Source organism: Rathayibacter sp. AY1H3, assembly GCF_002932015.1.
In genome coordinates, this window is sequence record NZ_PSUU01000001.1 from 12,043 (window position 1) to 38,635 (window position 26,593).

The following is a 26,593-nucleotide window of genomic DNA, read 5'->3' on the forward strand; positions in this document are numbered from 1 at the left end:
GGCGCCGGGACCCTCAGTCGGGGATCCGCGAGAAGACGACCGCTCCGCCCGTGCCGTCCAGCAGCACGTCGTCGGGGGTGCCGCCGATCGTCATCGGGCCGGAGAGGAGCGCCCGGAGCCGGATGGCCTCGGGGCTCGGCGTGTCGGAGCAGCTGTCGGATCCGGTCACCTCGTCGCCGGGGACCAGCACGCCGTCGTCGATCCGGTAGGCGGCGCTGACCACGAGGCAGCCCGTGCCGACGACCAGGGTCGGCGCACCCCCGACGCTCTCCGAGCGGAGGCGAACGCGGGCGTCCTCGACCCAGGCCGTGTACGGGGTCTCCCCCTCTGCCGCGGTCAGCACCCAGCGGTCGCAGCCGAAGGGGTCCTGCGGGGTGCGGCTGTCGATGCACTCGCCGGCCTCGGAGGACGGGCCGCTGCGGAGCGCGGCGACACCGGAGGCGAGGAGCGCGGCGGCGACGACCACGAGCGCGAGGCGCAGTGCGGGGCGGACCACGTCGATCCGCCCCGCGCCGTCAGTTCGCGCCGACGGTGACGACCGGGGCTCCGGTCGAGGTGTCGTCGGCCGGCATCTCGGCGGCCAGGCGGTTGGCCTCCTCGATGAGGGTCTGGACGATCTCGGCCTCGGGGACGGTCTTGATGACCTCGCCCTTGACGAAGATCTGGCCCTTGCCGTTGCCGGAGGCGACGCCCAGGTCGGCCTCGCGGGCCTCGCCGGGTCCGTTGACGACGCAGCCCATGACGGCGACGCGCAACGGGACGCTCATGCCCTCGAGGCCGGCGGTGACGTCGTTGGCGAGCGTGTAGACGTCGACCTGTGCGCGGCCGCAGCTGGGGCAGGAGACGATCTCGAGCTTGCGCTCGCGGAGGTTCAGCGACTGGAGGATCTGCAGGCCGACCTTGACCTCCTGCGCGGGCGGGGCCGAGAGGGACACGCGGATGGTGTCGCCGATGCCCTCGCCGAGGAGGATGCCGAAGGCGGTGGCGGACTTGATGGTCCCCTGGAACTCGGGGCCGGCCTCGGTGACGCCGAGGTGGAGGGGCCAGTCGCCGCGCTCGGCGAGCTGGCGGTAGGCCTTCACCATGACGACGGGGTCGTTGTGCTTGACCGAGATCTTGAAGTCGTGGAAGTCGTGCTCCTCGAAGAGGCTGGCCTCCCAGACGGCGCTCTCGACGAGGGCCTCGGGGGTGGGCTTGCCGTACTTCTGCAGGATGCTCGGCTCGAGCGAGCCGGCGTTGACGCCGATGCGGATCGACACGCCGGCGGCCTTCGCGGCGGCGGCGATCTTGCCGACCTGGTCGTCGAACTTGCGGATGTTGCCGGGGTTCACGCGGACCGCGGCGCAGCCGGCGTCGATCGCGGCGTAGACGTAGTTGGGCTGGAAGTGGATGTCGGCGATGACCGGGATCTGGCTCTTCTTGGCGATGATCGGCAGCGCCTCCGCGTCGTCGCGGCTCGGCACCGCGACGCGGACGATGTCGCAGCCGGACGCGGTGAGCTCGGCGATCTGCTGGAGGGTCGCGTTGATGTTCGTCGTCGGTGTGGTGCACATCGACTGGACGCTGACCTGCGCGTCACCGCCCACGAGCACCTTGCCCACCTTGATCTGGCGGGACTTGCGGCGGGGGGCGAGGGTCATGGGGACCTTGGGAAGACCCAGATTCACTGCTGGCACGCGCCCCATCGTACGCGCGCCGCGGGACCCCTCGTCCGCTCGCCGCACCTTCCCAGCCGCCGCCCCTCCTGCGCGCCTCGGAACCCGTCCACCGCACCTGCTCTCAGCCCGAGACCGCACGACGATCCGCGGTCGCCTCGCTCCCGAGCCGAACCGCCGATCCCGTCCGAGCGATTAACCGCAGACGCTGCCAGCCCGCTCCCTTCACAGAGCGGACCGCGCCACGCCGGTCAGCGACCGCCCTGCCACCCTCGAGGCGAACGGTGAATCGCGTCCCAGCGATTCGCCCCAGCCGTTCGCACCCCGCTCCACCCACGCCCCACCCCGAGAAGCCGACCGCGCCACGCCGGGCGAGGCCCGGCGTGGAATCCAACTCAGAACAGCGTGATCGGCTTGACGATGTCGGCGTAGATGAGGAGGGCGCTCATGCCGCCGAGGACGAGGACGACGACGTAGGTGAGCGGGAGCAGGCGGGCGATGTCGACGGGGCCGGGGTCGCGACGTCCGAAGAGCTTGGCGATCCGGCGGCGCAGGCCCTCCCAGAGGGCGCCGGCGATGTGGCCGCCGTCCATGGGGAGCAGCGGCACCAGGTTGAAGACGAGGAGGGCGACGTTGAGCGAGGCGAGGACGCCGACCATCGTCTGCACCTTGGACACGACGGGGAGCTGGTCGGAGGCGGCGATCTCGCCCGCGATCCGGCCCACTCCGACGACGCTGATCGGGCCGTTGGCGTCGCGCGCCTCCGAGCCGAACGCCGCCTGGGCGACGTCGATGAGGCGCTGCGACAGGTTGACGATCACATTGGCGACGCTGGCGATGTTCCACTAGACCGTCTCGGCCCCCGCAGTGACCGGCTGCTGCGCGAGGGCCGACGTGGGCGAGATGCCGATGAAGCCGACCGTCTGCGTCTCGATCGCACCGGAGGCGTCGGTGACGGGGGCGCCGTTCGCGTCGGTCACCGCGACCTCGTTCTCGGCCGGGGTGATCGTGAGGGTCAGCGGGGCGCCGTCGCGCTGGACGGACACGCTGAGCGGGACGCCCGCGGAGCGCTGGATGATCGGGGTCAGGTCGTTCCAGGTGCTCACCGGAGTGCCGTCGATCGCCGTGATCGTGTCGCCCGGCAGCAGGCCGGCCGCGGCTCCGGGTGCCAGCGGGTCGTCGGCGGTGCAGGTCGCGGTCGCGCGCTGCGACTCCGGGACCACGCACTGCGAGACCGCGGCGAGGGTGCTGGTGCTCTGCGGGATCCCGATGCCGCAGAGGAGGACGGTGAAGAGGACCGTGGCGATCACGAGGTTCATGAAGGGGCCGCCGGCCATGACGATCACGCGCTTCCACACGGGGAGCCGGTAGAACGCGCGATGGTCCTCGCCGTCGCCGATCGTCTCGGCGCTGGCGGCACGGGCCTCGTCGATCATCGTGGCGTAGGCGCCGCGCCGGGGCTCCTCGAGCTGGGCCTCGGAGGACGCCAGGCCGTTGAAGAAGCCTGTGCTCGACTCCGTGGGCCGGTCCCCCGGGTGCTTCGGCGGGTACATGCCGATCATGGCGATGTAGCCGCCGAGCGGGATCGCCTTGACGCCGTACTCCGTCTCGCCGCGGCGCCGGGAGAAGAGGGTCGGCCCGAACCCGATCATGTACTGCGTGACCTTGACCCCGAACAGCTTGGCGGGGAGCAGGTGCCCGACCTCGTGCAGGGCGATGGAGAGGGCGACGCCGACGGCGATGATGACGACGCCGAGGACGAAGAGCAGCACGGATTCCACCGACACACTGTAGGCCGGGCCCGCCCGTCCACGCTGGGGTGCGCCTGCACGGATCCGATGAACTCCGCGGCCGAGCGGATCAGCGGCGCGACGTCCGCCGACACGGATCCGCGGAGAAGGAGCCCGTTCGGATGACCCCTGGTCAGACTCCGGCGATCCGCTCGTCCGCCGTGCGGCGCGCCCACTCCTCCGCCGCGGCCAGCGACTCGCGGGTCAGCGTGCCGTCGATGCTGTGCGCGTCGACCACCGCTTCCACCGTCGCGAGGATGTCGAGGGAGCCGATCCGCCCCGCGTGGAACGCCTGCACGGCCTGCTCGTTCGCCGCGTTGAACACGGCCGGGTAGGAGGCGCCCGCCTCCCCGACGCGCTTCGCGAGCCGGACCGAGGGGAACGCCTCCTCGTCCAGCGGCTCGAACGTCCAGGAGTCGGAGCGGGTCCAGTCGAGCGGGACGCCGACCCCGGCGACGCGGTGCGGCCAGTCGAGGCCGAGCGAGATCGGGAGCCGCATGTCCGGCGGCGAGGCCTGGGCGATCGTCGAGCCGTCGACGTACTCGACCATCGAGTGGATCACCGACTGCGGGTGCACGGTGACGTCGATCCGGTTGTAGGGGACGTCGAAGAGCAGGTGCGCCTCGATCACCTCGAGCCCCTTGTTGACCAGGGTGGAGGAGTTGGTCGTGACGACCAGGCCCATGTCCCAGGTCGGATGTGCGAGCGCCTGCGCCGGGGTGACGTCGCGGAGGGAGGCGCGGTCGCGTCCCCGGAACGGCCCGCCGGACGCGGTCAGCACCAGGCGGCGGACCTCGCGGTGCTCGCCCGCGAGGAGGGCCTGGGCGATCGCGGAGTGCTCGGAGTCGACCGGCACGATCTGGCCGGGACCGGCGAGCGAGGTGACGAGCTCGCCGCCGACGATCAGCGACTCCTTGTTGGCGAGAGCGAGCGTCCTGCCCTCCTCGAGCGCCGCGAGCGTCGGGCCGAGCCCCACCGAGCCGGTGATCCCGTTCAGCACGACGTCCGCGTCGACCGAGCGGATCAGCTGCTCGGCCTCCTCCGCACCGAACGCCGTGTGCTCGACGCCGAACGCGGACGCCTGCTCGGCGACCGCCGCCCGGTTCGAGCCGGCGGCGAGGCCGACGACCTCGAACCGCTCGCGGTTCGCGCCGATGACGTCGAGAGCCTGCGTGCCGATGGACCCGGTCGAGCCGAGGATGATGACCCTGCGCATCCGCCCATCCTGGCACGGAGCACCCAGCGCCTCCCGGTCAGCTGATGGCGAGGATGTCGACCACGAAGACGAGGGTGTCGGTCCCGCTGATCCCCGCGTTCTGGTTGCCCTGGTCGCCGTAGCCCTTCGACGGCGGGATGGTGACCAGCACCTGCGAGCCGACGGTCTGGCCGACCACGGCCTCCTTGAAGCCCTCGATCACGTCGCCGGTGCCGAAGGCGGCGGGAGCGGGCTTCCCCCAGCTCTGGTCGAACACCTCGCCGGTGCCCCAGACCACGCCCTGGTACTGCACGATCAGCTGGTCGCCGTCGGCCACGGTCGCGCCGCTCCCCTTCTTGAGGACGGCGAGCTGCAGGTCGGCGGGCGGGTCGGTCGAGGGGATGGTGACGGTGGGCGCCCCGTCCTCGGCGAGCGCCACCGTCGGCAGGCCGTCGACCGGGGGCTGCGGCTCGCCGTCGGCGGCGGTCGGCACGATCTGCTCGACGTCGATCACCATGACGATCGAGTCGGTCGCGGCGATGCCGAACTGGCTCTGCCCGGCGTCGCCGAACGCGTCGGCCGGGGGAACGACGGCGACGACGCGCGAGCCGACGGTCGCGCAGTTGACGGCCTTCACGAGACCGGCGAGGTACTGGTCGGTGTCGACCTCGAAGGCCGCGCGGCCACCGGACGCGTAGCTGCTCGCCGAGAACTCGGCACCGCTCGTCCCGTTGTAGAGCGTGTAGTCGACCAGCACGGTGTCGCCCTCGGCGACCTCCTCGCCGGTGACCCCGATCGCCACGGAGCGGTCGGTGGCGTTCACGCTGACCGGGCTGGGGAACACGGTGACCGGCTTGGTGGCGAAGTCGCCGCTGGTCTGCACTGCGGCGGTCGCCTCGCCCTCGGTCGCGCAGCCGAGCGGGGTGGCGGAGGCGGACGGCGCTGCATCCGGCTCCCCGGGGGTGCAGGCCGCCAGGCTCAGGGAGGCGCCGAGGACGGCGAGGATCGCGAGGGTTCTGCGCACAGGGGCACCTTTCGTGACCGGCGGCGGCCGGTGGACGTTCGGGGATCGCCTCCATCCTGCACGGCGCGCCTCGCAACGCGCTGGGTGCGGGTCCTCGAACGGTCCCAGGCCTACCATCGGGGCATGCGTGAATTCTCGGTCCCCCAGTCCCGAGAGCTCGTCACCGAGCTCCCCGGCCCGCGCTCCGTCGCCCTCCAGGAGCGCCGCGTCGCCAGCGTCTCCCGCGGCGCCGGGACGCTCGCGAACATCTACATGGACCACGCGTCGGGCGCGGTCCTGGTCGACGTCGACGGCAACCGCCTGATCGACCTCGGCTGCGGCATCGGAGTGACCACCATCGGCCACGCGCACCCCGCGGTCGCCGCGGCGGCCGCCGCGCAGGCCGAGAAGCTGACGCACACCCTCTTCACCGTCACTCCGTACGAGAACTACGTCCGGGTCGCCGAGAAGCTCGCCGAGATCACCCCCGGGGACTTCGAGAAGCACTCGATCCTGGTCAACTCCGGCGCGGAGGCGGTCGAGAACGCCGTCAAGATCGCGCGGAAGTTCACCGGCCGCCGCGCCATCGCGACGCTCGACCACGCCTTCCACGGCCGCACAAACCTCACGATGGCGATGACCTACCGCCCCTGGCCGGAGCGCGCGGGCATGGGCCCCTTCCCGGGAGAGATCTACAGCCTCCCGATCAGCTACCCGTTCCGCGACCCCGAGGGCATGACGGGCGAGGAGGCGGCCGAGCGCACCATCGACTACATCACCACCCACATCGGCGCGCAGGAGCTGGCCGCGCTCTTCGTCGAGCCGATCCAGGGCGACGGCGGCATCATCATCCCGGCGCCGGGCTACTTCCGCCGCCTGTCCGAGTTCTGCACCGAGAACGGCATCGTCTTCGTCGCGGACGAGATCCAGGCCGGCATCGCCCGCACCGGCACCTGGTACTCCATCGAGCACCACGGCGTGGTCCCGGACCTCATCACGACGGCCAAGGGCATCGCCGGCGGCTTCCCGCTCGCCGCCGTCACCGGCCGCGCCGAGATCATGGACGCCGTGCAGCCCGGCGGCATCGGCGGCACGTTCGGCGGCAACCCCGTCTCCACCGCCGCGGCGCTCGCGACGTTCGAGGCGATCGAGTCCGAGGGCCTGCTGGAGGAGGCGCAGCGGGTCGAGCGCCTGCTGCAGGCGCGGATCGGCGACTGGGCCGAGCGCTTCGCGGTCGTGGGCGAGGTCCGCGGCAAGGGCGCGATGTGGGGCGTCGAGCTCGTCCACCCGGGCACGAAGAAGCAGTACCCGGAGGCGCTCACGGCGATCCTGAAGCACGCCACCACGAACGGCGTGATCGTCCTCGACGCGGGCAGCTGGGACAGCGTGCTGCGGATCATGCCGAGCGTGGTCATCAGCGAGGAGCTCATCGACGACGCCGCGACGGTCATCGAGGAGGCGCTCGCCCAGTTCGGCTGATCCGCCGCATGACCGGAGCGGCATGGACGCCCCGGTAGCTTCGTCGGAATGCGGATCGACGACGACCACGAGAGGCCGACTCCCCCGGGGATCGGCCTCTCCGCGCGTCTGGCGCGCCTGTCCATCGGCGGCGTCGGCCGGCTGGTCTACCGGCCGATCGTGGAGGGGCGCGACAACGTCCCGGCCGAGGGACGCGTGATCCTGGCGGCCAACCACCTCTCGTTCATCGACTCCCCGGTGCTGACGCTGCTCGCCCCGCGGCCGGTGCAGTTCCTGGCCAAGTCGGACTACTTCACGGGGACCGGCGTGCGGGGCGCCCTCTCTCGCGCCTTCTTCACGAGCGTCGGAGCCGTCGCGGTCGAGCGCGGCGCCGGCCAGGCCGCTCAGGAGGCGCTGGACCTCGGCCGGGCGATCCTCGAGCGGGACGAGGCGTTCGCCGTCTACCCCGAGGGCACCCGCTCCCGCGACGGGCGCCTCTACAAGGGCCGCACCGGAGTGGCATGGCTCGCCCTCACCACGGGCGCGCCGGTGGTCCCCGTCGGCATGATCGGCACGCAGGAGCTCCAGCCGGTGGGCACGAGGGTGCCGCGCCTGCACCGGATCACGGTCCGCTTCGGGGCTCCGCTGGACCTCTCGCGGCACGGCTCCGCCGACTCCGGCCGCGCCCGACGCCACGCCACCGACGAGGTGATGGCGGCCGTCCACGCGCTCTCCGGGCAGGAGCTCGCCGGTGCGTACAACGAGTCGCCGCCGACGACCACGGTCGAGCGCATCCGCCGGGCGCTCCCGCACGAGCGCCGCTGAGCCTCAGCGCGCGGACGCCTCCGGCTCGCGGGCGACGGAGAAGTTCACCGAGTTGGCGATGAAGCAGAGCCGGGAGGCCTCGGCGTGCAGCGTCTGGGCGATCGCCACCATCGACTCCTCGGCGACAGTGACGCGGGGCCGGAGGGTCACCGAGGTGAAGCGGCCGCTCTCCCCCTCCTGCAGCATCGAGCCCACCGCGTCGTCCGTGTAGCCGGTGACGACGACTCCGTTCTTGACCGCCACGTGCAGGTAGGAGAGGAGGTGGCACTGCGCGAGCGCCGCGAGGAGCAGCTGCTCCGGGTTCCAGCGGTCGGCGTCGCCCCGGAAGGGCGTGTCGGCCGAGGCGAGGATGGGCGCCGGGCCCTCCGCCGTGACGGTCAGCTGGCGCCCGTACTCGCGATAGCCGCTCGTGCCGGTGCCCCGGTCGCCCTCCCAGACGACGGACACCGCGTACTCGTGCTCGGACTTCATCGGGCTCCTCCTCGACGGCGGTGGATCAGGCCGGTCGCGCCGGTCTGGACCTCTGGACGCGGAACCCCCGCGGGTAGACTCCGAGGACCATGACAGACACGCTCGCCCCCCAGGTTCCCACGTCCGCAGTCCCCCAGGAGCGGCGCGTCGCGACCGAGATCCCCGGGCCGCGATCCCGGGCCCTGCACGAGCGCCGCCTCGCCGTCGTGCCCACCGGCGTCGGCACCGCGCTCCCCGTCTACATCGACCGCGCGCACGGCGCGATCCTGGTCGACGTCGACGGCAACAGCTTCATCGACCTCGGCGCCGGCATCGGCGTGACGACGATCGGGCACACCGACGACTCCGTCGTCGCGGCCGCCGCGGAGCAGCTCGCGCGCCTCACGCACACCCTCTTCACCGTCACTCCGTACGAGCCCTACATCCGCGTCGCGGAGCTGCTGGCCCAGCACACCCCCGGCGACTTCGCCAAGAAGACCGTCCTGGTCAACTCCGGTGCCGAGGCGGTCGAGAACGCCGTCAAGATCGCGCGCAAGCACACCGGCCGCCCCGGCGTCGCGGTGCTCGACCACGCGTACCACGGACGCACGAACCTCACGATGGCCATGAACTTCAAGGCGCTGCCCTACGGCCTGGGCTTCGGACCCTTCGCCAGCGACGTCCACCGTGCGCCGAGCTCGTACCCGTACCACGACGGCCTGTCGGGAGCCGAGGCCGCCCAGCGCGCGATCTCGTACCTCGAGAAGACCGTCGGCGCGTCCGCCCTGGCCTGCCTCGTCGCCGAGCCCATCCAGGGCGAGGGCGGCTTCATGGTCCCCGCCGACGGCTTCCTCCCGGCACTGCAGGAGTGGTGCACGGCCAACGGCATCGTCTTCGTCGCCGACGAGATCCAGTCGGGCATGGCCCGCACCGGCGCCTGGTTCGCCAGCGAGCACCTCGGCCTCGTCCCCGACCTCGTCCTCTCGGCCAAGGGCATCGCCGGCGGCCTGCCGCTCGCGGGCGTGACGGGCCGCGCCGAGATCATGGACTCGGCGCAGGCCGGCGGACTGGGCGGCACCTTCGGCGGGAACCCCGTCGCCGCCGCCGCCGCCGTCGCGGTCTTCGAGCGCATCGAGCGCGAGGGCCTCCTCGCCGAGGCCGATCGGATCGGCGCACGCCTGGGCGCGGCGCTTCGAGGCCTGCAGGAGCGCTACGACATCATCGGCGACGTCCGCGGCATCGGCGCGATGATGGCGATGGAGCTCGTGCAGCCCGGCACCGCCGGCACCACGAAGGAGCCGAACGCCGTCGCGGTCCAGGCGATCATCGACTACGCCGCCCAGCACGGGGTCCTCGTGCTGAGCGCCGGCACCTACGGCAACGTGGTCCGCTTCCTGCCGAGCCTCGCCCTCACCGACGAGCTGCTCGACGACGCCGTGTCGGTCATCGCCGACGCGTTCGCCACCCTCTAGGCGCGATCCTCCGAAGGCCACCGCGGGCGCCGAGGCGCTCCCCGGTGGCCTTCGGCGTCTCGGGGAGCGCGGGACCGGTCCACGCATCGGGCAGGATGGGGGGATGCCAGCAGGAACCTTCACCGTCGCCGAGTCCGTCGAGCTGGCCGTCGTCGAGCGATCCGGGTTCGTCGAGTCGCGCCACGCCGGCTCCGCCGTCCTCCTCGACTCCGAGGGCCGCGTCGCCCGCAGCCTCGGCACCCCGACGGCTCCCGTCTTCCCCCGCTCCTGCCTCAAGCCGTTCCAGGCCCTCGCGGTGATGACCGCCGGAGTCGAGCTGAACGGCGCGGAGGCGGTCATCGCCACCGCGAGCCACGCCGGCATCCCCCAGCACGTGGCGCTGGTGCAGAACCTGCTCTTCCGCGCCGGCCTGGACCACACCGCCCTGCAGTGCCCGGCCGACTGGCCCGGCGACTCCGGGACCCGCGCTCAGCTGCTGCGGGCGGGCGCGACTCCGGACCCGCTCTACATGAACTGCTCGGGCAAGCACGCGGCGATGCTGCTGGCCTGCGTGCAGAACGGCTGGAGCACCGAGGACTACCTCGAGCGGACGCACCCGCTGCAGCAGCACATCGTCGACACGATCGAGCGCCTCACCGGCGAGCGCGTCGTGGCCTCGGGGATCGACGGCTGCGGAGCTCCCGTGCACGCCCTTCCTCTGACCGCGCTGGCGAAGGGCGTCTCACGGATCGTGTCCTCCTCCCCCGCCTCACCGTTCGGCCTCTACCGCCAGGCCGGCGTCCTCACGGCCGCGATCCTCGAGAACGCGTGGGCGATCGACGGCCCGGGCCGGGACAACACCGTCGTGATCGAGCGCCTGGGCCTGGTCGCCAAGCTCGGCGCCGAGGGCGTGCTCGTGATGGCCTCGCCCGACGGCACCACCGTCGCCCTGAAGATCCTCGACGGGAGCCTGCGCGCCGCGACCGTGGTCGCGCTGAAGCTCCTGGTCGAGGCGGACGCGGTGGACCGGACCGCGGCGAACGACGTGCTGGTGCGGCTGAACCCGGTCGTGTCGGGCGGCGGGCGCCCGGTCGGCGCGATCCGCGCCTCCTACGTCTGACCGCACGTCCCGGCACGCCCTGAGCTACTGCTCGCGCGCGAGGCGCTTCGCCCGGGCCGCCGCGGAGACCTGCGTGATCACCACCACGAGGATCGCCAGGACGAACACCGCCGATGCGATGACGTTCGCCTCCGCCGGGATGCCGCGCGCCGCCGCGATGTAGATGAACTTCGGGAACGTGGTGACCGATCCGGAGTTGAAGTTCGTGATGATGAAGTCGTCGAAGCTCAGCGCGAACGAGAGCAGCGCCGCGGCGAGGATGCCGGGCAGCAGCAGCGGGAAGGTGATCCGCCAGAAGACCTGGTTCGGCGACGCGTAGAGGTCGCGTCCCGCCTCCTCCAGCTTCGGGTCCAGGCTCGCCACCCGCGCCTTCACGGTGACCACGACGAAGCTGATGCAGAACATCGTGTGCGCCAGCACGATCGTGACCAGCCCCTTCTCGGCGCCCACGCTGAGGAACTGCGCGGCGAGGCCGGCTCCGAGCACCACCTCCGGAGTCGCCATGGGGAGGAACAGCAGCAGGCTGATCGCCGACCGGAACCGGAAGCGGAACCGCACGAGCGCGATGGCGATCATGGTGCCGAGCGCAGTGGCCAGCACGGTGGCGATCACACCGACCAGCAGGCTGTTCCCGAAGGCGGTCATCACCTCTTCACTGGTCCAGGCCGACACCCACTTGTCGAGGGTGAACCCGCGCCAGGCGAGGTTGCTCTTCCCCGAGTCGTTGAAGGAGAAGACGAAGGTGTACCCGATAGGGATGAGCAGGAAGAGCAGCGCCAGCGCCGTGTAGACGCCGAGCCCGAGGCCCCGGAAGCGGCGGCGGCCCCGGATCGGGGCGGGGGGCGGCGCGCCGAGCGCCTCCTGGGCGCTCGCGAGCGGACGGTCGGCCGTCGCGGTCACAGGAGGTCCTCCGTTCCACTGCGCTTCACGTAGAAGCCGACGATGACCAGGATCACGGCCATCAGCACGATCGAGAGCGCGGCGGCCGCCGGGTAGTTCTCGAGCGTGAGGAAGTTCGCCTCGATCGCGTTGCCCACCATCGAGGTCTGCGACGAGCCGAGGAAGTCCCGGCTCGCGTTGATGTAGTCGCCCGCCGCGGGGATGAACGTCAGCAGCGTGCCGGAGACGATGCCCGGCATCGACAGGGGGACGGTCACGCTCCAGAACACGGAGGCGGGGTGCGCGTAGAGATCCGACCCTGCCTCCAGGAAGCGTACGTCGAGGCGCTCGAGCGTCGTGTACAGCGGCAGCGTCATGAACGGGATGAAGTTGTAGGTGATGCCGAAGATCACGGCGATCGGCGTCCCCGTGAGGTGGCCGTCGCTCGGCAGGACCGCCACGGCCTTGAGCGCCTGCACGAGCGGGCTCTCGTCCGCGAGGATCTGCTTCCACGCCAGCGTCCGGAGCAGGAAGCTGATGAAGAAGGGCGCGATCACCAGCGTGAGGAGCAGGTTCTGCAGCAGCGGCCAGGGCCGCGCCTTCACTCCGATGAAGTAGGCCAGCGGGTAGCTGATCACCAGCGCGAGCACCGTCGCGATCAGCGCGTAGCCGAAGGAGCGGAGCACGTGCGGCCAGTAGTCGCCCATCACCACGAGGTAGTTCTGCCAGGCGAACCCGGGGGCGTACTCGCCGATGTCCCCGTCCGGCACCTCGGCCTGGAAGGACGTGAGCACGAGCGAGATCAGCGGCGCCAGGAAGAACAGCAGCATGTAGGCGATGCCCGGCAGCAGCAGGACGAGCGCGACCGTCGACCGCCGGCGGACCGGAGCGTCCTGAGGATCCGCCTGCCCCGTGGCGAAGGCGGCGAAGGCCATGCCTACGCTCCCCCGCTGCGACCGGCCAGGAGCCCCCGGCGCTGCACGGCGATGGCGCTGGTGGAGTCGTCCGCCTCGAAGCGCGGGACCGAGCCCGGTTCGTCCGCGAGTCCGAAGCCGTGCTCGGTGCTGAAGCCGACCCACACCTCCGCTCCCTCGCCGACGACCGGCCCGAAGACCATGTTCTGCGCGAAGACGACCACCGGGCCCAGGCCCGGCATCCGGATCGTGTACTGGGTGCTGACCCCGCTGAAGGAGACGTCGACCACTCGGCCGGGCCCGAGCACGTTCCGGCCGGAGTCCGCCGGCGGCTCCTGCGTCAGCAGCAGGAGCTTCTCGGGGCGGACGCCGACCGTGATCTCCCCGCTCGTGCGGGCGCAGCGGGCGACGGGCACGACGATCCGGTGCCCGCCCGCGTCGACGGTGAGTGCGCGGTCGGTGCTGCCGACCACCTCGCGCGTGAAGAGGTTGGACTGGCCGGGGAAGTTCGCGACGAACGCGGTGCGCGGGAGCTCGTGGAGCTCCTCCGGCGCGCCCATCTGCTCGATCCTGCCCTTGTTCATCACCGCGACCGTGTCGGCCATCGTCCTGGCCTCCTCCTGGTCGTGCGTGACGTGGAGGAAGGTGAGGCCCACCTCCTCCTGGATCGACTTGAGCTCCAGCTGCATCTGCCGGCGGAGCTTGAGGTCGAGGGCGCCGAGCGGCTCGTCGAGGAGGAGCAGGGCGGGCCGGTTGACGAGGGCGCGCGCGAGGGCGACCCGCTGCTGCTGACCACCGGAGAGCTGCGCGGGGCGGCGCTGGGCGAGGTGGTCGAGCTCGACCAGGCGGAGCGCCTCGTGCGCCTTGCCGACGGGGTCGGCGATCCTCCGCCGCTTCAGGCCGAAGGCGACGTTCTCGAGGATCGACATGTGCGGGAACAGCGCGTACGACTGGAACACGGTGTTGACGGGCCGCTGGTACGTCTTCGTCTCGGTGACGTCCCGCCCGCCGATGAGGATCCGGCCGGCGGAGGGCTCCTCGAGCCCGGCGACCAGGCGCAGCGTCGTCGTCTTGCCGCAGCCCGAGGGGCCCAGCAGGGCGAAGAAGGAGCCCGCCGGGATGGTGAGGTCCAGGGAGTCGATGGCCGTGAAGCCCGGGTACTGCTTGCTGATCCCGACCAGCTGGAGGTCGGCGCCGCTCTCGGCGAAGGTCCCGATCGCCATCAGATGCCCAGGAGCACCTTCTGGAACTCGGCCTGGTACTCCTTCTCCTCCGCGGCGGTCAGGGTCCGGAACACGTGCGCCTGCGCGAGCGTGTCCTCGTCGGGGAAGATCAGCTGGTTCTCGGCCAGCTCCGGATCGATGCTCTCCATGACGTCCTTCGCTCCATCCACGGGGGTGATGTAGTTGACCCAGGCGGCCACCTCGGCGGCGACCTCCGGCTCGTAGTAGTAGTTCATCAGGGCTTCGGCGTTGGCCTTGCGCTCGGAGCCCATCGGGACCACGAAGGTGTCGTTCCAGAGTGCGCCGCCCGAGTCGGGGAAGGCGAACTCCCACTTGTCGCCGGCCTCGGCGTTGATCAGGGTGATGTCGCCGGACCAGCAGATCGCCGCGAGGGTGTCCTCGTTCTGCAGGTCGTTGAGGTACGCGTTCCCCTTGATGTTGCGGATCTGTCCGGCGTCGACCTGCTCGCGGAAGACGTCGATCGCGTTCATGTACTCGTCGTCGCCCCAGGAGCCGGCGATGTCCGTCCCCTGAGCGAGCATGATGAGCCCGATCGTGTCGCGCATCTCGCTCAGCACGCCGACGCGGCCGCGGAGCGACGGATCCCACAGCTCCTCGATGCTCGAGAGGCCCTTCGGCAGCTTCTCCCTGTTCCAGCAGATGCCCGAGAACCCCGCCTGGTACGGGAGGGAGAGCCGGCGGCCCGGATCGAAGTCGGGGTTCGCCAGCGAGGGGGTGAGGTTGGCGATGTTCGGGATGTTCGCGTGGTCGAGCTCCTGCACGTAGCCGCGGCGGACCAGGCGCGAGACCATCCACTCCGTCAGGCAGACCGTGTCGGCGCCGATGTACTGCCCGAGCGCGAGCTGATCCTTCACCTTGCCGTAGTACGAGTTGTTGTCGTCGACGGCGACGTTGTAGGTCACCGCGATGCCCGTCTGCTCCTCGAAGCCCTGGAGCGTGGGGTGGTTCCCGTCGTCGTCCTCGTCCATGTAGGCGGGCCAGTTGTCCCACACCAGGCGCGGGTCGCCGGCCGATCCGTCGGCGGCGGCGGTCGGAGCGGCACGGGTCTGCGGGGCGCAGGCGGCCAGGGCGAGGGTACCCGCTCCGAGGCCGATCCCGCCGAGGACCGCCCGACGCGAGAGGACCGCCCGGCGCTCGCGCTCGTGCGAGCGTGCCGCGGCGACGGCCCGGCGGAGGACGGGATCCCTCGGGAGGGGACGGGTCATGGCGGGGGCTCCTGACTGCGTCGGGGCTCGTGCCTCGAGGGCCGAACGTGGGGAAATACTGGCACAGCGCTCATCCGCCTGTCACGGCGAACGGAGGAGCACGCTCATCCGGAAACATGATCGTCACGAATTCCGCACCCGGCGGCCGTCTCGACCGCCGCTTCGGTCCCCGGAGGCCGTGCCGTCAGCGGGTGAGGGGCGGGCGTCCCGAGCCGCCGGCGGACCCGTCGACGCGCTCGACCGCCATCTCGACCGAGGAGAGCAGGATCCGGCTGCCGAGCTTCGCGCGGTAGCGGCGGCCGGCCTCGAGCGGGAGCGGCGCCTGGGTCGGCGCGACCAGCACGGACCCGTTGGCCGACCAGCGGTCCCTGACCCAGAGCCCGCCCTCGTCGAAGCCGAACTCGAGGTGGGTCTTGGAGAGGGATCGCGACGGATCCGGGATCGCGAGGATGTGCCGGAACGTCTCGTTGGGGTCCGGGAGCGGCTGGCGTCCGATCAGGCCGTTGCCGGTCACGATCGCGTGCTGCCCGGTCGCGAAGCTGAGGCGCACGAGCCCCTGCGAGGGCGGCGCCATCGGTGCGCCGGGGGCGGGACGCCGGTGCCGGCCGGGGGCCAGGCCCGGCAGCCAGGCACGGCGGGACGGGTCGAGGACCGTCGTGTCGCCGGAGGACGAGGGGCGGGACGCACCCGTCGTGGCATGCGCCGCCACCGACGAACCGCACTCGCCGCAGAGGATCGCCCCGGGAGCGAGGTTGGAGCCACACTTGCTGCAGATCACCGAGAACGCCCTTCCGCTCACCATCGTACCCAGCGCCGGCGCGGGGAGCCTCGAGCCGGCCGAACCCGACGCGAACCGGCAGGCGCAGGACCGTCGTACGGCCGTTCGGCGCGTGCGGGCGGTCCGGCGGCACCGCGACCGCGGCCGTCCCGTGCCGGAGCTCTGCTCGTCAGACCGGTGCGCCGGCCTCCTCGTCGCCGGTGACCGCGAGGACGTCGACGACGATCACGGTGACGTTGTCGCGCCCGCCGTTGTCCAGCGCGGCGTCGACCAGGGCGTCGGCCGCCTCCTGAGCGGAGCCGGTGCCGCTGAGCAGGTGGCCGACGCCGGCATCGGTCAGCTCCTTCGTGAGTCCGTCCGAGCAGATCAGCAGACGCGATCCGGCGAGGACGGGCACGAGCCGGTAGTCGGGGACGGGCGCCTCGTGGAAGCCGACCGCGCGGGTGATCACGTTGCTGTGCGGATGCACGTCGGCCTCGTCGCGGGAGATCAGGCCCGCGTCGACCAGCTCCTGGACGATGGAGTGGTCCACGGTGAGCTGCACGAGGGTCCCGGCGACGCTCAGGTACACGCGCGAGTCGCCGATGTTGAAGACGGACCAGTAGGGCTCTCCCCCGACCACCGTGAGCGCGATCCCGGTGACCGTGGTCCCGGTGCCGACGTCGGCCGTGTGCGACTGCCGGGCGATGTCCCCTACCGCCTCCCGAAGCGCCCGGTCGATCTCCTCCGCTCCGACGGTCGCGCCGAGCGCCGCGGTGGACAGGCGCGACACGACCGCGTCGCTGGCGACCTCTCCTGCCGCGTGCCCGCCCATCCCGTCGGCGACAGCGAAGAGCGGGCTCTTGGCGAGGTAGCTGTCCTCGTTCGCGCTGCGCACGTGGCCGGTCTCGGTGCGCGCGGCCCAGCCGAGGGTCACTTCGGCCGAGGGCGCGTCGGAGCTCCAGGCGGAGACGGGGACGGTGACGGACGCGCGGCTGCGGCCGATCTGCGTCATCGCTGCTCCTCGCATCCCCGTGGCCCGCGGCCGTCCGGTCCGACGGCCCGTGACCGCCGGCTCCAGGGGTGCCCTGCCGCCTCCCGATGGTAGTCGCTGACGGCCCTCCGCCGAGCCGGCCGCCATCGCTGTCGCCCGATGTCCGTCGCGCAGACGGGACCACGCTCCGACCACCGGATCCGATGCCGGAGCGAGCTCCGACGTGCGGATCCACTTGCCCGGGCCCCCGTGGACTGCCAGAATCGCCGCATGGCCCCGTCTCGCCCACCCTCTCAGCGTCCTGTCCAGCTCGACGAGGTGTCGAAGGCGATCATCGAGCAGCTGCAGGCCGACGGTCGGCGCTCGTACGCCGAGATCGGCAAGGCCGTGGGCCTGAGCGAGGCGGCCGTCCGGCAGCGGGTGCAGAAGCTCACGGAGTCGGGCGTCATGCAGATCGTCGCGGTGACGGATCCGATGCAGCTCGGCTTCTACCGCCAGGCGATGATCGGTGTGCGCGTCACCGGCGACACCCGCGACGTCGCGGACCGGCTCGCCTCCATCCCCGCCGTCGACTACGTCGTGCTGACAGCCGGCTCCTTCGACATCCTCGCCGAGGTCGTGTGCGAGAACGACGACGATCTGATCGCCCTGCTCAACCAGGAGATCCGGTCGCTTCCCGGCGTGCTCTCGACCGAGACCTTCGTCTATCTGAAGCTCCACAAGCAGTTCTACAACTGGGGAACGCGGTAAAAGATGACCACCGAGACAGCCTTCTCGACCTCCGGCCTCGAGTCGGGCGATCCCGTCCGCGGGACCGACGCGCCAGGGGGGATCGACGACGCCTCCCTGCAGAAGAAGGCGAAGGACCACCTCTGGATGCACTTCACCCGTCAGTCGACGATGGACTCCGGCGCGGGCGTGCCGATCATCACGCGCGGCGAGGGACACCACATCTGGGACAGCACCGGGCGCAAGTACTTCGACGGCCTGTCCGGCCTCTTCGTCGTCAATGCGGGACACGGGCGGCGCCGACTGGCGGAGGCCGCGGCGAAGCAGGCGTCCGAGCTCTCCTTCTTCCCGCTCTGGTCCTACGCGACCCCCTCGGCGATCGAGCTGGCCGACCGGCTCGCCGACCACGCGCCGGGCGACCTCAACCGGGTCTTCTTCTCGACCGGCGGCGGCGAGGCTGTGGAGACGGCTTTCAAGCTCGCCAAGCACTACTGGAAGCTGCAGGGCAAGCCGGGCAAGCACAAGGTCGTCTCGCGCTCGGTCGCGTATCACGGCACTCCCCAGGGAGCGCTCGCGATCACGGGCATCCCCGGGATGAAGTCGATGTTCGAACCGCTGGTGCCGGGCGGCTTCCGTGTCCCCAACACCAACTTCTACCGGGCTCCCGAGCACGGCGACGACCTCGAGGCGTTCGGCCTGTGGGCGGCGAACCGCATCGAGGAGATGATCGAGTTCGAGGGGCCGGACACGGTGGCCGCCGTGTTCCTGGAACCCGTGCAGAACTCGGGCGGCTGCTTCCCGCCCCCTCCCGGGTACTTCCAGAGGGTCCGCGAGATCTGCGACAAGCACGACGTGCTGCTGGTGTCCGATGAGGTGATCTGCGCGTTCGGCCGTATCGGGCACATGTTCGCCTGCGACGAGTACGGCTACGTGCCGGACATGATCACCTGCGCGAAGGGGATGACCAGCGGCTACTCCCCCATCGGCGCGACGATCGTCAGCGATCGGATCTACGAGCCCTTCCGCCACGGTCAGGTCGTCTTCCCGCACGGCTACACCTTCGGCGGCCACCCCGTCTCGGCCGCGGTCGCGCTCGAGAACCTCGACATATTCGAGGAGGAGGGCCTGAACGAGCGCGTGCGCGAGAACTCGCCCGTCTTCCGGTCCACGCTCGAGAAGCTGCTCGACCTGCCGATCGTCGGCGACGTCCGGGGCGACGGCTACTTCTTCGGCATCGAGCTGGTGAAGGACAAGGCGACGAAGGAGACGTTCGACGAGGACGAGTCGGAGCGGCTGCTGCGCGGATTCCTCTCGAAGGGGCTCTTCGACGCGGGGCTGTACTGCCGGGCGGACGACCGAGGCGATCCCGTCGTGCAGCTCGCACCGCCGCTCACCATCGGCCCGCGCGAGTTCGACGAGATCGAGCAGATCCTCCGGAGCGTTCTCACCGAGGCCTGGTCGCGGCTCTAGCGACCTCACGCGGCGCGCTCCCGCCGATCGGCGGCGAGTGCGGCCGCGACCCGGCGCGCACCTGCGTGGTGCGGATCGAGAGCGACGGCCTCGTCGGCGAGCCGTCCGGCCTCGTCGGCACGGCCCTCACCGGCCAGGATCCGCGCGAGGAGGACGAGCACTCCGGCTCGCTCGCTCGCGGGTGCGACGACGGCGGCACGGCGGAGCAGCGGGGCGAGCGCTCCCGCCGCGCAGGGGTCACCGCTCCGCGCCGACCGCAGCACGCGGTCCGCACCGCGGCTGCGCTGCACGGCCACGACGAGCGCAGCCAGGCCCGCAGGCCGGACCTCGGGATCGGGACCGGTGAGAGCTCGCCGGACGAGGTCGTCGACGCCGTGCAACAGCACGTCGGGCAGTTCGGCCCGCGGGTGGCGGTCGAGGAGACGGTCGACCGCGGCGGCCACCGCTCGCGGGTCGTCCCGGTCGCCGGCCTCGAGCCCGTCGTCGCGGCCGGACGACGGGAGCACGGCGACGCGGAGGGCGAGGCCGGGGAGCCGGCGCGCACGCTCCTCGAGGGCGGCGACGAGTCCCTCGCACGACTCCGGACCCGCCTCGCCGGGATGCACCAGCGCGAGTGCTCGCTGCACCCGCCCGAACCGGCCGAGCGCACCGAGGCTGGCCCGCGCGATCAGGGACGGATCCGCCCCCGACAGCTCGAAGCGGAGCGAGCCGCTCGGCGCGCCGGCCCGGAACGGGACGAGCACGAGGCTCGCCTCGGCCGCACACCGCCGGGACCCGTGAGCGGCGTGGAACAGGGCGGCGTCGTCGGGTGAGGCCGGGACACGCGAGGCGGGAGCGGGGCGGAGGAGGAGCGCTGAGGAGGTCATGCTGCGATCCTGCCGACCCTCGCACCCGCCGGGAGCGACGGCCCTCGGGATCATCGGAAGGATCTCGAGATCGCCGCCTGTGGAGGGAGAGGTCCCATCGACACCGAATCGCCGGCGCACGGATGGCGCCCTCCGGCCCCCAGGAATCCCTCCACAGGGACCGATCGGCCGAGTTCTGCACCGGTGTCCGATTCCCGCCGGTCGGTGGGGAGTCCCGCGGATACTCTCGACGCATGAGAACGACTCCCCTTCACGTCCGACGGACGACGAGCCCCCTCGGCCGCATCGAAGTGGGCAGCGACGGCGATGCGATCGTCTCGCTCGCCATCGAGCAGGCCGGTCTGCTCCCGCACGAGCACCTCCCGGAGTCGGACCTCCCGGTGCTCCTGCGGGCCGTCGAGCAGCTGGACGAGTACTTCGACGGGACCCGCCGCTCTTTCGATCTGCCGGTCGCTCTGCGCGGCACGCCCTTCCAGCTCGAGATCTGGCAGCGGCTCCAGGCTCTGGGCTTCGGGGAGATCACCTCCTACGGCGCACTGGGCACGGCCGCCGGTCGCCCCCGGGCGGGCCGGCCGATCGGCGGAGCGGTAGGTGCGAACCCGGTGCCGATCATCGTGGGCTGCCACCGCGTCCTCGCGAGCGACGGACGGATCACCGGCTTCAGCGCGGGCGAGGGCGTCGCCACGAAAGCCTGGCTTCTCGATCACGAGGGGATCCCCCACCGTTGAGCACGGCCGACGGACTCGTCGAGGGAGAGGACGGCCTGGTCCGCTGCGCCTGGAGCGGCGCGGATCCGGAGTACCGCCGCTACCACGACGAGGAATGGGGCACCCCGCTGCACGGAGATCGCCCGCTGTTCGAGAAGATCTCCCTCGAGGCGTTCCAGTCCGGCCTCTCCTGGATCACGATCCTCCGCAAGCGGCCGAGGTTCCGCGAGGCCTTCGACGGCTTCGATCCGGCCCGCGTCGCCCGGTACGACGACACCGATGTCGAGCGGCTGATGGAGGACAGCGGCATCATCCGGAACCGCGCGAAGATCATCGCCACCCGGGACAACGCCCGGGCCGTGCTCGCGCTCCTGGAGCAGAGAGGCGAGGGCGCGCTCGACGAGCTCGTGTGGTCCTTCCACGATCCGGACGTCGAGGACCGGGTGGTCCGAGCCGCCGACGTCCCTGCGACGACGCCCGGGTCGACGGCGCTCGCGCGAGCGCTGAAGGCCGCTGGGCTCCGCTTCGTCGGACCGACCACCGCGTACGCGCTGATGCAGTCGGCCGGAGTCGTCGACGACCACCTCACCGGCTGCTGGCGCCGACGCTGACGCCTACGACTCCGGCACGACGAGGTCGAGCTCTCCCGTGTGCCGGTTCTCGGCGAGCAGGAACCCGCGCCCGGCCGCCCACGCCGAGAGCTCGCCGAGCGACTCCGTCGCCACCCGGTCCTCCGCCAGCGCCCTGACGAAGCGTCCCTTGCCCTGCTTGTTGAAGTGGTTCAGCGACCGGAGTGCGCCGTCGGCCCCGCGCGAGCGGACGCGGACGAAGAACCGCCCCTCGCCCGCGGGAACCGGTCCGAGCGCCGCGTACGCCTCGCTCCGCAGATCGAGGACGAGCCCGTCGAGCGCGCTCAGCACCCGCCCGGCCTCCGCTGCCCACCAGCGCTTGAGCGACCTCCCCGGGACGCGGGAGTCGTGGGACAGACGGTATGCAGGGATCAGGTCGAGGGCGCGGATCGGCCCCCAGAGCGCGGACTGCACGATCGCCGTCCGACCGAGCACCTCCCGTGCACCGGGATCGAGCCTGCGCGCGTCGAGCGCATCGAAGAGCACCCCGTCGAAGCGGTCGACCGCGGGGAGGCCTGCCGCGGTCGCGAGCGCCGCGTTGCGATCGATCTCGCCGAGCTGACGCGGACCGAGCTTCAGCGCCCGGGCCGAGAGCTCGCGGTCCCCGGCCAGCGCGATCAGCGCCTCCGCCAGCTCGCGCCGCTTCGCGTGGAGCTCGGGGAAGGCGAGCGACTCGAGCACGAACGGCTCGTCGCCGCCGTCGCGCTTCGTCTCGGACGGTGGCAGCAGGACGTGCACAGGACTCCTTCGGAGAAGAGGGACGGGCGGCACGACGAAGGGGCCGGACGATCGCGATGATCGTCCGGCCCCTCCGTGCCGCGGTGAGCGGCGGTGTACTAGACCAGCGATGCCTGACGGGCGACCACGGTCACCACGTCGTTCTCGACGGACAGGAAGCCGTCGTCGGCCTGCGCGGTGAGACGCGTGCCGTCCAGGGCCGTGACGCGCACCTCGCCGGTGGCGAGGATCGCGAGCATCGGCTCGTGGCCGGCGAGGATGCCGATCTCGCCCTCGACCGTGCGAGCCGTGAGCTGCTTCGCCTCTCCGGACCACACCTCGGCGTTCGCGGACACGACGCTGACCTTCAGGGTCCCGGCCATGATCAGCCGTTCTCCTTCTGGATCTGGGTCCACTTCTCCTCGACGTCCGAGATCGAGCCGACGTTGAAGAACGCCTGCTCGGCCACGTGGTCGAACTCGCCCTTGGTGATCGCGTCGAACGACTCGATCGTGTCCTTCAGCGGGACGGTCGATCCCTCGACACCGGTGAACTTCTTCGCCATGTAGGTGTTCTGCGAGAGGAACTGCTGGATCCGGCGCGCACGCGACACCGTGATCTTGTCCTCCTCCGACAGCTCGTCGACACCGAGGATCGCGATGATCTCCTGCAGCTCCTTGTTCTTCTGCAGGATCTGCTTCACGTTCGTCGCCACGCGGTAGTGGTCGGCGCCCAGGTAGCGGGGGTCGAGGATTCGCGAGGTGGACGTGAGCGGGTCGACGGCCGGGTAGAGGCCCTTCGACGCGATCTCACGGGAGAGCTCGGTGGTCGCGTCGAGGTGGGCGAAGGTGGTCGCCGGCGCCGGGTCGGTGTAGTCGTCGGCGGGGACGTAGATCGCCTGCAGCGAGGTGATCGAGTGTCCGCGCGTCGAGGTGATGCGCTCCTGGAGCACACCCATCTCGTCGGCGAGGTTCGGCTGGTAGCCCACCGCGGAGGGCATGCGGCCCAGCAGGGTCGACACCTCCGAGCCGGCCTGCGTGAAGCGGAAGATGTTGTCGATGAAGAGCAGCACGTCCTGCTTCTGCACATCGCGGAAGTACTCCGCCATGGTCAGGGCCGACAGGGCGACGCGCAGACGCGTTCCCGGCGGCTCGTCCATCTGGCCGAAGACGAGAGCGGTCTTGTCGAAGACGCCCGCCTCCTCCATCTCGGCGATGAGGTCGTTGCCCTCACGGGTGCGCTCGCCGACGCCGGCGAACACGGACACTCCACCGTGGTCCTGCGCGACGCGCTGGATCATCTCCTGGATGAGGACGGTCTTGCCGACGCCCGCGCCGCCGAACAGGCCGATCTTGCCGCCCTGCACGTACGGAGTGAGCAGGTCGATGACCTTGATGCCGGTCTCGAACAGCTCGGTCTTGGACTCGAGCTGGTCGAACTGCGGGGGCTTGCGGTGGATCGGCCAGCGCTCGGTGATCTCGAACGACTCTCCGTTGATCTTCCCGTCGGCGTCGGCGTTGAGCACCTCGCCGATCACGTTGAAGACCTTGCCCTTGGTCACGTCGCCGACCGGGACCGAGATCGGCAGGCCGGTGTCGTGGACCTCCTGGCCGCGGACGAGTCCGTCGGTGGGGTTCAGGGAGATGGCCCGGACGAGGTCGTCGCCCAGGTGCTGCGCGACCTCGAAGGTCAGCTTGCTCGAGACGCCCTCGACCTCGACGTGCGTGTAGAGCGCGTTGTAGACCTCGGGGATCGCGTCGTGGGGGAACTCGATGTCAACGACGGGGCCGGTGACGCGGGCGATGCGGCCGATGGCCCCGCCCGACGTCCCGGTCGCCGCCTCAGGTGCGGTCAGTGTCATTGCTACTTCCTTCTGTGGTCTCACCGCTCCCGGAGGGCGGAGTCGAAACTGTGTGGAGCGGAGCCCTCTTACTTGGAGGAGGACAGGGCGTCGGCGCCGCCGACGATCTCGGCGATCTGCTGCGTGATCTCGGTCTGGCGGGCGTTGTTGGCGAGACGCGTGTAGGTCTTGATCAGCGTGTCCGCGTTGTCGCTCGCCGACTTCATGGCCTTCTGGCGTGCCGCGTGCTCCGAGGCCGCCGACTGCAGCATCGCGTTGAAGATGCGGCTCTCGACGTACACGGGCAGGAGGCGGTCGAGGACCGTCTCGGGGTCGGGCTCGAACTCGTAGAGCGGGTACAGCTCGCTGTTCTGCTCCTCGGCGCCCTCGACGACCTCGAGCGGCAGCAGCCGGACGACGGTCGGCTGCTGGGTGACCATGCTGACGAAGCGGTTGTAGACGAGGTGGATCTCGTCCACGCCGCCCTCCTCGTCATCGAGGTTGTACGACTCGACGACCGCGTCCGCGATCTCCTTCGCCGTCTCGAACACGGGCTGGTCGGTGCCGCCCGTCCAGACGCGGACGCTGGCCCGCTTCCGGAACGAGAAGTACGCGTTCGCCTTGCGGCCGACCAGGTAGAAGACGACCTCCTTGCCCTCGCTGCGCAGCAGCGCGGCCAGCTCCTCGGCCTCCTTGAGCACGCTCGAGGAGAACGCGCCGGCGAGGCCGCGGTCGGAGGTGAAGATCACGATCGCGGCCGTGTCCAGCTTCTCGCGCTCGGTCGTGAGCGGGTGCTCCACGTTCGAGTAGGTCGCGACAGCGGACACGGCGCGCGTGATCGCGTTCGAGTAAGGCGCCGCGGCAGCGACGCGGTTCTGCGCCTTCTGGATGCGCGAGGCCGAGATCAGCTCCATGGCCCGAGTGATCTTCTTGGTCGTCTGGGCCGAGCGGATCTTCGACCGGTAGACCCGGAGTTGCGCTCCCATGTGTCTCCTGTTGTCCTAAAAGTGGCGAATCGTCGGGGTGCCGCTGGTCAGCGACGGCCCTTGACGATCTTCTCCTGGCCGACCTCGTCGGCCGCGATGGCCTGGTGCTCCTCGCGCCCGACCGAGGCGAGCGGCTTGCCCTCACCGGTCTGGAACTCCAGCTTGAAGCCGTCGACGGCACGGTTGCGCTCGCCGACGGTGTCGTCGGAGAGCACGTTGGTGTCGCGGAGGGTGCTCAGCACCTGGGTGTTGCGGCCCAGGTAGTCCAGCAGCGCGCGCTGGAAGCACAGCACCTCGGGGACCGGGACCTCGTCGAGCTTGCCGTTCGTTCCGGCCCAGATCGAGACGACCTGCTCCTCGACGGGGTACGGCGAGTACTGCGGCTGCTTGAGCAGCTCGGTGAGGCGGGCGCCGCGGGCGAGCTGACGGCGCGAGGCGGCGTCGAGGTCGGAGGCGAACATCGCGAAGGCCTCGAGCGAGCGGTACTGCGCCAGCTCGAGCTTCAGCGTGCCGGAGACCTTCTTGATCGACTTGACCTGCGCGTCGCCGCCGACCCGCGAGACCGAGATGCCCACGTCGACCGCGGGACGCTGGTTGGCGTTGAAGAGGTCGGACTGGAGGAAGATCTGGCCGTCGGTGATCGAGATCACGTTAGTCGGGATGTAGGCCGAGACGTCGTTCGCCTTGGTCTCGATGATCGGGAGACCGGTCATCGAGCCGGCGCCGAGCTCGTCGGACAGCTTCGCGCAGCGCTCCAGCAGACGGGAGTGCAGGTAGAAGACGTCACCCGGGTACGCCTCGCGTCCCGGCGGGCGGCGCAGGAGGAGCGACACGGCGCGGTAGGCCTCGGCCTGCTTCGACAGGTCGTCGAAGATGATCAGGACGTGCTTGCCGCCGTACATCCAGTGCTGGCCGATGGCCGAGCCGGTGTAGGGGGCGAGGTACTTGAAGCCGGCGGGGTCGGAGGCGGGGGACGCGACGATGGTCGTGTACTCCATCGCTCCGGCGTCCTCGAGCGCGCCCTTCACCGAGGCGATGGTCGAGCCCTTCTGGCCGATGGCGACGTAGATGCAGCGGACCTGCTTGTTCGTGTCGCCCGACTCCCAGTTGGCCTTCTGGTTGATGATCGTGTCGATCGCGATGGCCGTCTTGCCGGTCTGGCGGTCGCCGATGATGAGCTGGCGCTGGCCGCGGCCGACCGGGATCATCGCGTCGATGGCCTTGATGCCGGTCTGCAGCGGCTCGTGGACCGACTTGCGCGACATGACGCCGGGAGCCTGGAGCTCGAGGGCGCGGCGGCCCTCGGAGGCGATCTCGCCGAGTCCGTCGATCGGGTTGCCGAGCGGGTCGACGACGCGGCCGAGGTAGCCGTCGCCGACGGGGACCGAGAGGACCTCGCCGGTGCGGGTGACCTCCATGCCCTCCTCGATGCCGGAGAACTCGCCGAGGACGACGACGCCGATCTCGTTCTCGTCGAGGTTCTGGGCCAGGCCCAGGACACCGTTGGAGAAGCGGATGAGCTCGTTGGCCATGACGCCGGGGAGGCCCTCGACGTGGGCGATGCCGTCGGCGGCGTCGATGACGTAGCCGACCTCGGTGGTGGAGGCCTTGCCCGGCTCGTACGACGAGACGAAGTCCTTCAGCGCGTCGCGGATCTCATCCGGGCTGATGGTGATATCTGCCATGGGAATTCCTATTCGTTGGGTCCG

At 71.0% G+C, this 26,593-nt stretch carries 25 protein-coding genes and 1 pseudogene; 8 read left to right on the top strand and 18 right to left on the bottom strand.

What is annotated here, in order from left to right:
• Positions 1-13: 13 nt before the first annotated feature.
• The 5 genes and pseudogenes from C5C33_RS00055 to C5C33_RS00075 form a co-directional block, all read right to left on the bottom strand.
• Complete coding sequence (locus tag C5C33_RS00055; RefSeq protein ID WP_104246574.1) at positions 14-496, bottom strand: hypothetical protein; 483 nt, start codon at positions 494-496, stop codon at positions 14-16.
• A gap of 19 nt (positions 497-515) precedes the next feature.
• Positions 516-1,676, bottom strand: coding sequence for a flavodoxin-dependent (E)-4-hydroxy-3-methylbut-2-enyl-diphosphate synthase (gene ispG, locus C5C33_RS00060; protein WP_173244694.1), 1,161 nt, complete (start codon positions 1,674-1,676; stop codon positions 516-518).
• Between the two features lie 374 nt (positions 1,677-2,050).
• A pseudogene (locus C5C33_RS00065) lies at positions 2,051-3,436 on the bottom strand (RIP metalloprotease).
• Between the two features lie 142 nt (positions 3,437-3,578).
• Positions 3,579-4,661 carry a 1-deoxy-D-xylulose-5-phosphate reductoisomerase gene (locus C5C33_RS00070; RefSeq protein WP_104260093.1) on the bottom strand — a complete coding sequence of 361 codons (1,083 nt, stop codon included), beginning with the start codon at positions 4,659-4,661 and terminating at the stop codon, positions 3,579-3,581.
• 37 nt (positions 4,662-4,698) lie between these two features.
• Positions 4,699-5,664, bottom strand: coding sequence for an FKBP-type peptidyl-prolyl cis-trans isomerase (locus tag C5C33_RS00075; protein ID WP_104260094.1), 966 nt, complete (start codon positions 5,662-5,664; stop codon positions 4,699-4,701).
• A gap of 123 nt (positions 5,665-5,787) precedes the next feature.
• Here C5C33_RS00075 and C5C33_RS00080 point away from each other — a divergent pair, with 123 nt between their 5' ends.
• Positions 5,788-7,122, top strand: a complete 1,335-nt coding sequence (locus tag C5C33_RS00080) for an aminotransferase class III-fold pyridoxal phosphate-dependent enzyme (RefSeq protein ID WP_104223043.1) — start codon at positions 5,788-5,790, stop codon at positions 7,120-7,122.
• 48 nt (positions 7,123-7,170) lie between these two features.
• A complete protein-coding gene (locus C5C33_RS00085; protein WP_104223042.1) occupies positions 7,171-7,926 on the top strand; it encodes a 1-acyl-sn-glycerol-3-phosphate acyltransferase in 756 nt (251 codons plus the stop codon).
• A 3-nt stretch (positions 7,927-7,929) separates the two neighbouring features.
• Here the strand turns inward: C5C33_RS00085 and C5C33_RS00090 are convergent, their stop codons facing one another.
• Positions 7,930-8,397, bottom strand: a complete 468-nt coding sequence (locus C5C33_RS00090; RefSeq protein ID WP_104260095.1) for an OsmC family protein — start codon at positions 8,395-8,397, stop codon at positions 7,930-7,932.
• A gap of 89 nt (positions 8,398-8,486) precedes the next feature.
• Between C5C33_RS00090 and gabT the strand changes: the two genes are divergently transcribed.
• Together gabT and C5C33_RS00100 are read left to right on the top strand one after the other, a co-directional pair.
• Positions 8,487-9,848 (top strand): 4-aminobutyrate--2-oxoglutarate transaminase, encoded by a 1,362-nt coding sequence (gene gabT / locus C5C33_RS00095; protein ID WP_104223040.1) that lies wholly within the window; start codon positions 8,487-8,489, stop codon positions 9,846-9,848.
• A gap of 103 nt (positions 9,849-9,951) precedes the next feature.
• Positions 9,952-10,947, top strand: coding sequence for an asparaginase (locus C5C33_RS00100; protein WP_104223039.1), 996 nt, complete (start codon positions 9,952-9,954; stop codon positions 10,945-10,947).
• A 24-nt stretch (positions 10,948-10,971) separates the two neighbouring features.
• Here the strand turns inward: C5C33_RS00100 and C5C33_RS00105 are convergent, their stop codons facing one another.
• The 6 genes from C5C33_RS00105 to C5C33_RS00130 all read right to left on the bottom strand — a co-directional run bounded on the left by C5C33_RS00105 (position 10,972) and on the right by C5C33_RS00130 (position 16,961).
• Entirely contained in the window at positions 10,972-11,778 is an 807-nt protein-coding gene (locus C5C33_RS00105; RefSeq protein WP_181136168.1) for an ABC transporter permease, read from the bottom strand.
• A gap of 65 nt (positions 11,779-11,843) precedes the next feature.
• The gene (locus C5C33_RS00110) at positions 11,844-12,761 is read right to left on the bottom strand and encodes an ABC transporter permease (protein WP_104260097.1); all 918 of its coding nucleotides are present in this window, start codon (positions 12,759-12,761) and stop codon (positions 11,844-11,846) included.
• A gap of 2 nt (positions 12,762-12,763) precedes the next feature.
• A complete protein-coding gene (locus C5C33_RS00115) occupies positions 12,764-13,963 on the bottom strand; it encodes an ABC transporter ATP-binding protein (protein WP_104260098.1) in 1,200 nt (399 codons plus the stop codon).
• Entirely contained in the window at positions 13,963-15,189 is a 1,227-nt protein-coding gene (locus C5C33_RS00120; protein WP_104260099.1) for a PotD/PotF family extracellular solute-binding protein, read from the bottom strand. Before C5C33_RS00120 ends, C5C33_RS00115 begins: the two co-directional genes overlap by 1 nt.
• A 184-nt stretch (positions 15,190-15,373) precedes the next feature.
• On the bottom strand, positions 15,374-15,967 hold the full coding sequence (locus tag C5C33_RS00125) for a hypothetical protein (RefSeq protein ID WP_146085722.1): 594 nt from the start codon (positions 15,965-15,967) through the stop codon (positions 15,374-15,376).
• Positions 15,968-16,136: 169 nt separating this feature from the next.
• Positions 16,137-16,961 carry a PP2C family serine/threonine-protein phosphatase gene (locus C5C33_RS00130; RefSeq protein ID WP_104225583.1) on the bottom strand — a complete coding sequence of 275 codons (825 nt, stop codon included), beginning with the start codon at positions 16,959-16,961 and terminating at the stop codon, positions 16,137-16,139.
• A 249-nt stretch (positions 16,962-17,210) separates the two neighbouring features.
• Between C5C33_RS00130 and C5C33_RS00135 the strand changes: the two genes are divergently transcribed.
• Positions 17,211-17,690, top strand: coding sequence for an Lrp/AsnC family transcriptional regulator (locus C5C33_RS00135; protein ID WP_104223032.1), 480 nt, complete (start codon positions 17,211-17,213; stop codon positions 17,688-17,690).
• Between the two features lie 3 nt (positions 17,691-17,693).
• Entirely contained in the window at positions 17,694-19,139 is a 1,446-nt protein-coding gene (locus tag C5C33_RS00140) for an aspartate aminotransferase family protein (RefSeq protein ID WP_104223031.1), read from the top strand.
• Between the two features lie 5 nt (positions 19,140-19,144).
• Here the strand turns inward: C5C33_RS00140 and C5C33_RS00145 are convergent, their stop codons facing one another.
• On the bottom strand, positions 19,145-20,005 hold the full coding sequence (locus C5C33_RS00145; RefSeq protein WP_104260100.1) for a hypothetical protein: 861 nt from the start codon (positions 20,003-20,005) through the stop codon (positions 19,145-19,147).
• Positions 20,006-20,238: 233 nt separating this feature from the next.
• Here C5C33_RS00145 and C5C33_RS18755 point away from each other — a divergent pair, with 233 nt between their 5' ends.
• Positions 20,239-20,733 carry a methylated-DNA--[protein]-cysteine S-methyltransferase gene (locus tag C5C33_RS18755; RefSeq protein ID WP_104223029.1) on the top strand — a complete coding sequence of 165 codons (495 nt, stop codon included), beginning with the start codon at positions 20,239-20,241 and terminating at the stop codon, positions 20,731-20,733.
• Positions 20,730-21,323, top strand: a complete 594-nt coding sequence (locus tag C5C33_RS18760; protein ID WP_104260210.1) for a DNA-3-methyladenine glycosylase I — start codon at positions 20,730-20,732, stop codon at positions 21,321-21,323. Before C5C33_RS18755 ends, C5C33_RS18760 begins: the two co-directional genes overlap by 4 nt.
• A 3-nt stretch (positions 21,324-21,326) precedes the next feature.
• On the opposite strand, the gene C5C33_RS00155 is transcribed toward C5C33_RS18760, so the two are convergent.
• From C5C33_RS00155 to atpA, 5 genes are all read right to left on the bottom strand, one after another.
• Entirely contained in the window at positions 21,327-22,079 is a 753-nt protein-coding gene (locus C5C33_RS00155) for a YaaA family protein (RefSeq protein ID WP_104260101.1), read from the bottom strand.
• Positions 22,080-22,177: 98 nt separating this feature from the next.
• Entirely contained in the window at positions 22,178-22,441 is a 264-nt protein-coding gene (locus C5C33_RS00160) for a F0F1 ATP synthase subunit epsilon (RefSeq protein ID WP_104223026.1), read from the bottom strand.
• A gap of 2 nt (positions 22,442-22,443) precedes the next feature.
• Positions 22,444-23,919, bottom strand: a complete 1,476-nt coding sequence (atpD, locus tag C5C33_RS00165; RefSeq protein ID WP_104223025.1) for a F0F1 ATP synthase subunit beta — start codon at positions 23,917-23,919, stop codon at positions 22,444-22,446.
• A 68-nt stretch (positions 23,920-23,987) separates the two neighbouring features.
• Positions 23,988-24,884, bottom strand: coding sequence for a F0F1 ATP synthase subunit gamma (locus C5C33_RS00170; RefSeq protein WP_104223024.1), 897 nt, complete (start codon positions 24,882-24,884; stop codon positions 23,988-23,990).
• A gap of 47 nt (positions 24,885-24,931) precedes the next feature.
• Entirely contained in the window at positions 24,932-26,569 is a 1,638-nt protein-coding gene (gene atpA, locus C5C33_RS00175; protein WP_104260102.1) for a F0F1 ATP synthase subunit alpha, read from the bottom strand.
• Between the last annotated feature and the right edge of the window lie 24 nt (positions 26,570-26,593).